Source organism: Thermoanaerobaculia bacterium, from assembly GCA_035260525.1.
Lineage (GTDB): Bacteria > Acidobacteriota > Thermoanaerobaculia > UBA5066 > DATFVB01 > DATFVB01.
The window spans coordinates 1-8,330 of sequence record DATFVB010000126.1 but is presented as its reverse complement, the minus strand read 5'-3'; the positions used below and the strand labels follow the sequence as shown (position 1 = coordinate 8,330).

General features: G+C 65.5%; 6 protein-coding genes. All 6 read right to left on the bottom strand.

Going from position 1 to position 8,330, the window contains the following annotated elements:
- A partial coding sequence (gene rho / locus VKH46_06010) for a transcription termination factor Rho (protein ID HKB70380.1) occupies positions 1-1,033 on the bottom strand: 1,033 nt, incomplete at its 3' end.
- A gap of 67 nt (positions 1,034-1,100) precedes the next feature.
- Complete coding sequence (yihA, locus tag VKH46_06005) at positions 1,101-1,712, bottom strand: ribosome biogenesis GTP-binding protein YihA/YsxC (GenBank protein ID HKB70379.1); 612 nt, start codon at positions 1,710-1,712, stop codon at positions 1,101-1,103.
- 157 nt (positions 1,713-1,869) lie between these two features.
- Positions 1,870-4,260 (bottom strand): endopeptidase La, encoded by a 2,391-nt coding sequence (gene lon / locus VKH46_06000; protein HKB70378.1) that lies wholly within the window; start codon positions 4,258-4,260, stop codon positions 1,870-1,872.
- A gap of 2 nt (positions 4,261-4,262) precedes the next feature.
- Entirely contained in the window at positions 4,263-5,507 is a 1,245-nt protein-coding gene (clpX, locus tag VKH46_05995) for an ATP-dependent Clp protease ATP-binding subunit ClpX (GenBank protein HKB70377.1), read from the bottom strand.
- A 390-nt stretch (positions 5,508-5,897) separates the two neighbouring features.
- Positions 5,898-6,494, bottom strand: a complete 597-nt coding sequence (locus tag VKH46_05990) for an ATP-dependent Clp protease proteolytic subunit (protein ID HKB70376.1) — start codon at positions 6,492-6,494, stop codon at positions 5,898-5,900.
- 86 nt (positions 6,495-6,580) lie between these two features.
- On the bottom strand, positions 6,581-7,906 hold the full coding sequence (gene tig / locus VKH46_05985) for a trigger factor (protein ID HKB70375.1): 1,326 nt from the start codon (positions 7,904-7,906) through the stop codon (positions 6,581-6,583).
- Positions 7,907-8,330: the final 424 nt, after the last annotated feature.

The window sequence follows — 8,330 nt, the reverse complement described above, 5'->3', positions numbered from 1 at the left end:
CGTCCATGCGCGACCCCGTCTCGATCAGCGCGGTGGCGATGATCGTCAGTGAGCCGCCCCCGTCGATATTGCGGGCCGCACCGAAGAAGCGCTTCGGCTTGTGCAGCGCGTTGGCATCGACGCCGCCGGACAGGATCTTGCCCGAGTGCGGCACCTCCGTGTTGTACGCCCGCGCCAGCCGCGTGATCGAATCCAGCAGGATCACCACGTCCTTGCGATGCTCCACCAGCCGCTTGGCCTTCTCGATCACCATCTCGGCGACCTGGACGTGCCGCTGCGCCGGCTCGTCGAAGGTGGAGGAGATGACCTCGCCCTTGACGGTGCGCTGCATGTCGGTGACTTCCTCGGGGCGCTCGTCGATGAGCAGGACGATGAGCGTGACTTCGGGATGGTTCGTCGAGATCGAGTTCGCGAGCGATTGGAGGAGCATCGTCTTTCCCGTGCGGGGCGGAGCGACGATCAGGCCGCGCTGTCCCTTGCCGATCGGGCAGATGATGTCGAGCACCCGCGAGGAGAGGTTCGCCGGGACCTCGAGCTTGATCCGCTCCTGCGGATAGAGGGGCGTCAGGTTGTCGAAGAAGATCTTCTCCCGAGCGACGTCGGGGTGCTCGAAGTTGACCGCCTCGACCTTGATCAGGGCGAAGTAGCGCTCCCCTTCCTTCGGCGGCCGGATCTGTCCGGAGACGGTGTCGCCGGTGCGCAGGTCGAACTTGCGGATCTGCGAGGGGGAGACGTAGATGTCGTCCGGTCCGGGCAGATAGTTGTACTCGGGCGCGCGCAGGAACCCGAATCCGTCCGGGAGGCACTCGAGCACGCCCTCGGAGAAGATCAGCCCCTTGCGCTCCGTCTGCACCTGCAGGATCTTGAAGATCAGGTCCTGCTTGCGCATGCCGGCCGGGTTCTCGACTTCGAGATCGCGCGCGATCTTCGTCAGCTGCGCCATGTTCATCTCGTGAAGACTTCGGATGTCGAGGGTGTCACCCGCCTCGGGCTCTCCCGCGGCGCCTTCTTCCGCGGGCGGCTCCTCCGGCATCACCGGAGGCTCCAGAGTGTCGACCGGGGATTCCGTACCGTTCTTTGAACGCCTTGCCATTCCTTCCTCATTCTCGCCCGCGTTCGGCGAGCGCTTGTCGAATCCGCTTTTTCAAGATCTCGATCCCTTCACCGGTTTTGGCGGAGACGAAGAGGAGCGGGCCGAAATCTTTCTCGATCTGCTTTCGGGATCGGGACCGGTCCGACTGACTCAACCGGTCGGCTTTCGTCGCGACGACGACCGAGGCGATGCGCAGGTCGTGGAGGTAATCCCGAAATTCGAGATCGTAGTCGGAAGTAAGTATTTTAGGATCGATCAATTGCACCGTCAAGTGGGGCGGATGTTCTCGGAAAAAAGCCCCGGCGAGCTCGCTCCAGGCGGACCGGGCTTGCCGGGACGCTTTAGCAAAACCGAAGCCAGGCAGGTCCGCCGCGACCCATCCCTCTCCCGAATCATAGAGATAGATACCCTGCGTTCGCCCCGGGCTCTTCGACGTCCGGGCGGCCGAGACGCCGATCAGCCGGTTCAAGAGTGTGGACTTCCCCACGTTGCTCCGCCCGCCGAACGCGATCGCCGGAGCCAGCCGATTGGGCCAGTCTTCCGGCCGGTGCACGGCGGCGAGAAGTGCGCCGGCGCGATTTTCGAGGTTTTGGGCGGTCTTGATGGTGGAAGCCTCCAACGGCGTTCAAACCCGAAATCCGAATATCGAAATCCGAAACAAATCTGAAATTCGAATTACCAAAACAAGACGGGATCCGGAATCTCGATCATTTCCTCATTCGAATTTGTTTCGAGTTTCGAAATTCGTGCTTCGAATTTCCCGCGCCTGCCGGATTTCAGTGCGTCAGGCCGGGAGGCGGCGCGGGGAGCTTTGCTTCCACCTCCGGGGGTTTCGCCGCGGGTGCGGCGGCGTGGTCGAGGGCCACCTTGATCACCTCGTCCATGTTCTCGACGAGATGCACCTCGATCGCCTCGCGGACTTCCTTCGGGATCTCCTCGAGGTCCTTCTCGTTCTCCGCGGGAAGGACGATCGTGCGGATCCCCGCGCGAAACGCGGCGAGGACTTTGTCCTTGATGCCGCCGACGGGCAGGACTTTCCCGCGGAGGGTGATCTCGCCGGTCATCGCCACGTCCTTCAGGACGGGAAGCCGGGTGACCGCGGAGAAGAGCGACGTCGCGAGCGCGATTCCCGCCGACGGGCCGTCCTTCGGGATCGCCCCCTCGGGAACGTGGATGTGGATGTCCTTCTTTTCGTGGAAGTCCGGGTCCGCGTCGTAGATCTCCGCCCGGCTCCGGACGTACGAGACGGCCGCGCGCGCCGATTCCTGCATGACGTCGCCGAGCGACCCGGTCAGCGTGAGCGCGCCCTTTCCCTTCAGCAGGCTCGTCTCGATCGTCAGGATCTCGCCGCCGACCTCCGTCCAGGCGAGACCGGTCGCCATCCCGACCTCCGAGACCTCGCCTTTCTTGCGGCTGCGGAACTTCGGCTTGCCGAGGTAGTCCTTCACGTCTTCCGGACCGACCGTCACGGGCGGCGTCACCTGGCCGGCGACGACCTTCCGCGCGACTTTGCGGCAGATGCTCGCGATCTCCCGCTCGAGATTGCGCACGCCCGCCTCGCGGGTGTGCTCGGAGATCATCGCGAGGATCGTCTCGTCCGGCAGGACGACCGCGTTCGGCTCGAGGCCGTGCTCCTCGAGCTGCTTCGGCACGAGGAACCGGCGGGCGATCTCGGTCTTCTCCTGGTGCGTGTAGCCGGAGAGCGTCAGGAGCTCCATCCGGTCCTTCAGGGCCGCCGGAATCGGATGCGCCACGTTGGCGGTCGCGATGAACATGACCTTGGAGAGGTCGTACTCGACGTCGAGATAGTGGTCGATGAACGCGTGGTTCTGCTCCGGATCGAGGACCTCCAGCAGCGCCGACGACGGGTCGCCGCGGAAGTCCATCGACATCTTGTCGACCTCGTCGAGGAGAAATACCGGATTGACGACGCCGGCCTTCTTCATCATCTGGATGATCTGGCCGGGAAACGCGCCGATGTACGTCCGGCGGTGCCCGCGGATCTCCGCTTCGTCGCGCACGCCGCCGAGCGACAGGCGCACGAACGGCCGGTTCATCGACTTCGCGATCGAGCGGGCGAGCGACGTCTTCCCGACGCCGGGCGGCCCGACGAAGCAGATGATCGAGCCGCGCGCCTTCTTCGAGAGCTGGCGCACCGCGAGGAACTCGAGGATGCGCTCTTTGATCTTCTCGAGCCCGTAATGGTCGTCGTTCAAGACCTTCTCGGCGTGGCCGATGTCCTTCGACTCCTTGGCGTACTTCTTCCACGGGACCGAGATCAGCCAGTCGATGTAGTTGCGCGAGACCGTCGCCTCGGCCGACACGCCCGGCATCGCCTCGAGACGCTTCAGCTCCGCCATCGCCTTCTCGGCGACCTCCTTCGGCATTTCGGCGTCTTCGATCTTCTTCTTGAGCTCGCCGTTCTCGTCGGTCCGGTCGTCGCTCCGGCCGAGCTCCTGGTGGATCGCCTTGATCTTCTCGTTCAGGTAGTACTCGCGCTGCGCCTTCTCCATCTGCTTCTTGACCTTGTTGTTGATGCGGCGCTCGAGGTTGATTTTTTCGATCTCCCCTTCCAGCAGGTCGGCGAGCTTGGCGAGCCGCTCGGAGGGCTTGGCGAGCTCGAGGAGCTCCTGCTTCTCCGGCGTCGTGACGTTCAGGTGCGCGGCGAGCGTGTCGGCGAACCGGTCCGGGTCGTCGATCTTGAGCGTCGCGGCGATCCCGTCGAACGCGAGATGGTGCGACAGCCGCGCGTACTGCTCGAACGTCGTGAGGACCTTCCCCATGTAGTCGCGCAGGTCGTCGGAGACGGCCGTCTTGACCGGCACGGAGCCGACCTCGACGAAGTACGCCTCCCGTTCGGAGACGAAGGAGCGGATCACGCCGCGCCGGAGCCCCTCGACCATCACCTTGATGTGGCCGTTGGGGAGCTTCTGCGACTGGAGCACCTGGGCGACGACGCCGACCGCGTGGATGTCCGCGGCCTGAGGCTCGTCGATCTTCGGGTTCTTCTGGGCGGAAAGGAAAATGCGCTTCTCGGGTGTCGCGAGCGCGCGCTCGAGCGCGCGGATCGACGAGTCCCGGCCGACGACGAACGGCGCCATCTGGAACGGGAAAACGACCAGCTCCCGCAAGGGGACCAGCGGGAGCACTTCGAAGGTCTCGGCCATCGTCAGCCCGCCTTGCGCAGGATCGTGATCGGCTTGGTGCGGTTCTTCACCGTCTCCCGGGTGACGACGCACTCCTCGATCTCCTCGTCCGAGGGGACCTGGTACATCACGTCGAGCATCAGCTCCTCGATGATGATCTTCAGTCCCCGCGCTCCGACGTTGCGGGTGAGCGCTTCCTCGGCGATCGCGTCGAGCGCGTCGTCGGTGAACTTCAGGCTGACGTTCTCGAACTCGAGCATCGTCTGGTACTGCTTGACGAGCGAGTTCTTCGGCTCCTTGAGGATCTCGATCAGGGCGTCCTTGTCGAGCTCCGAGAGCGTGGCGACGACGGGGAGACGGCCCACGAACTCCGGGATCATCCCGAACTTGATCAGGTCCTCGGGGTGGATCTTCTCGAGGAGCGCGCCCGTGCGCTTCTCCTTCTTCGTCTGGATCTTCGCGCCGAAGCCCATCGTCTTCTCGGTCTGGCGGCGGGCGATCACGTCCTCGAGGCCGACGAAGGCGCCGCCGCAGATGAAAAGGATGTTCGTGGTGTCGATCTGGATGAACTCCTGGTGCGGATGCTTGCGCCCTCCCTGCGGCGGGACGTTGGCGACCGTGCCCTCCAGGATCTTCAGCAACGCCTGCTGGACGCCCTCGCCGGAGACGTCGCGGGTGATCGACGGGTTCTCCCCCTTCCGGGCGATCTTGTCGACCTCGTCGATGTAGACGATCCCGCGCTCGGTCTTCTCCTTGTCGGAGCCGGCGACCTGATACAGCTTCAGGATGATGTTTTCGACGTCCTCCCCGACGTAGCCGGCCTCGGTGAGCGTCGTCGCGTCAACGATCGTGAAAGGGACCGAGAGCATCTTGGCGAGCGTCTGGGCGAGCAGGGTCTTGCCGGTTCCGGTCGGCCCGATCAGGAGGATGTTCGACTTCTGGAGCTCGACGTCGAGCTTGCGGTTCCGCTCGAAGTAGTCGATCCGCTTGTAGTGGTTGTAGACCGCCACCGCGAGCTTCTTCTTCGCCTGCTCCTGGCCGATGACGTACGAATCGAGGAACTCCTTGATTTCCTTCGGCTTGGGGAGCTTGGTCTCGGGAGTCGTGGTCTCGAGCACCCGGTCTTCCGCGATGATGTCGAGGCAGATGTCGACGCACTCGTCGCAGATGTAGACCGTGGGGCCCGCGATCAGCTTCTTGACGTCGCGCTGGCTCTTGTTGCAGAACGAGCAGCGCAGAACGTCGCCGTTCCCTGTTTTCTTGGACATTTAACCTCCGGCAGGACCGCCCAGCCGCCTCTGGCTAGGGCTTCATCCTACCATAACCGGGGCTCCCGACCATCGTAACGCCCCGCTGGATCAAGGAAATTCCTGGGTAGACACGGCAGCACGGCTCGCGCTCGAGGCGCTCGACCGCGCAGCGCGATTCGCGCAAGGGCCCGGCGGGGAGGAGGTCCTCGATCTGAAAGGCAGCAAGCGGTCGGTTCATCGCCACTTCTGGTCGGATCAATCCGGACAGGACGGGCGCGGGGAGGCGCGAGCCCGGCGGGATGCGGGGCGGCCGGCCCGCGGGCGCGGCGTACCGGGGCGCACGTTAAGCCCGCGGGCGGCTGCCACCGCCCGCCCGGCTCGATGCATCGCCGCGCGCTGATCCTCCGACTACCCCGCCGCCTTGAGCGCCGTATCGTCGCGGGACGTGAAGACGTGGTCGATCAGACCGTACTTCTTCGCCTCGTCCGCTTCGAGGATGAAATCGCGGTCGGTGTCCCGCTCGACCTTTTCGAGGACCTGCCCCGTGTGCTTGACGTAGATCTCGCTGATCTTGTGCTTCAGGCGGATCAGGTCCTTCGCGTGGATCTCGATGTCGGAGGCCTGCCCCTGCATCCCCGACGTCCACGGCTGGTGGAGGAGGAACCGGGCGTTCGGGAGCGCGTGCCGCTTCCCGGGGGCGCCCGCCGCCATGAGCACGGAAGCCATCGAGGCCGCCTGCCCCATGCAGATCGTCTGCACGTCGGGCTTGACGTACTGCATCGTGTCGTAGATCGCGAGGCCGGCGGTCACCGATCCCCCCGGCGAATTGATGTAGAGCATGATGTCCTTCTCCGGGTTCTCCGCCTCGAGGAAGAGCATCTGCGCGATGACCAGGCTCGCGATGTTGTCGTCGATCGGCGTGCCGAGGATGATCACGTTGTCCCTCAGCAGCCGGGAATAGATGTCGTAGGCGCGTTCGCCGCGGCTGGTCTGTTCGATCACCATGGGTACGAGCACGGAGCCACCTCCTCCTTCTTCTTCCTCGGATCGAAACGGGTCCACGGAACCGTTCAACATCGCCGCCCCCCGAACTATTTCTCCACGCGCGCGTGGTCGACCAGCCAGGCGATCGCCTTCTGGAGCCGGATCTCCTGGCGAACCGATCCGAGACGGCCCTCCTTCGCGAGCCGGTCGCGCAGCGCGTCGAATTCCATCCCGCGCCGGGCGGCGCTCGCGCGGATCTCGGCGTCCACCTCCGTGTCCGTCGAAGTCAGGTTCTCGCGGCGGGCGACCTCGTCGAGGATCAGGTATTCCTTGACGCGGCGCTCGGCGCCCGGCCGCGCGTCGCGAGCGAGCTTGTCCCAGTCCGCCTCCTTCGGGTCCATGCCGTTGGCCTGCAGGTACCCGGCGTACTCCTCGAGCGCGGATTCGGTCTCGGCCTCGACGAGCGCCTCCGGAGGCGTGAACGAGACGCGCGACAGGAGCTGGTCGAGGATCTCGCGCTGGAACTTCCGCCGCCGCGCCGAGTCCTTCTCGGCGCGCAGGTTCTCGGCGATCTTCCCGCGGAGCGCCGCGAGCGTGAGCCCGTCGCCGACGTGGCCGGCGAAGTCGTCATCGAGCTCGGGAAGCTTCTTCTCCTTCACCGCCGCCAGCGTCACCTCGTAGTCGACGGTCCGGCCGGCGTAGCGCGAGTTCGGGAAATCGGGCGGGAACGTCTTGCGGAAAGAGCGCGTCTCCCCCGGCGAGGCGCCCCGCAGCGCCTCGTTGATCTCCGGCATCGACTCGGCGTGGCCGACTTCGAGCGTGATCTTCTCGTCGCGGTGCCACTCCCCCGGCTTCTCGTCGGCGATCGCCGCCCCTTCGGCCGTGTAGAGGACGGGGCTCTCGACCTCGACGAACCGGTCCGCGACGTCCGCGATCGCGTAGTCGCCGTCGCGCGCCGGGCGCCCCTCGACCGGCAGGAACTCCGCGTGGGACTCGCGGACGCGGGAGAGCGCGGCTTCGATCTCCTCGGGCGCGGGCTCGACCTCGACGTCGGCAACACGCAGCCCGTCGTAGTCGCCCGGGTCGATCGGCGGCCGCACGTCGACGTTGGCGCGGAACGCGAGCGGCTGCCCTTCCTCGAACTTCAGGTCCTCGATGCGGGGACGGCCGATCGGCTGGATCCCCTTCTCCGCGATCGCGTGGCCCAGAGCGTCGGGAATGAGGTTCTCGAGGAGCTCCTCGCGGATCTCGTCGGCGAACTTCCGCGCGACGACCGCTTCCGGGACCTTTCCCTTGCGAAAGCCGGGCAGCGACGCCCGGCGGGCGTAGTTCTGGGTGATCCCGCGGCGCGCGCGGTCGACCTCCTCGGTCGGGATCTCGATCTCGAACACCCGCCGGGTGTCGGATACCTCGGAGTAGCTTCGAATATCCATCTCGATGACCATTCTATCCCGGCTGTCGGGCGGCCTCTGTCGCACGAACGAATCGGGCGATTTGCTCCCACGCATCGCGATCAGCTCATCTCGGTTGTGGTGAGGACGAGGCGCGGCGAGACGCGAGCCAGTCGGGATCCGGGCAGCCCGCGAGATCCGGTGAGGCGACCGCAAAGCGGTCGTCCCCGCGAAAGCGGGGACCCAGCCTTTCGGAAAGGATCTGGATTCCCGCGTACGCGGGAATGACAGAGAGGGTCTCACGGGCGGCACGCGCCCGGCCGGCTCGATGTATCGCCGCGCCCGCTCTTCCAGTCACGACGGCCGCCCGTCGCCGAGTTAAGCGGCGCGGAACGCGACCGCTTCAACTCGGCGACGCCGGAGATCGAGCGGCGCGCCAGGTCCTAAAGCGAGAACAGCGACGACG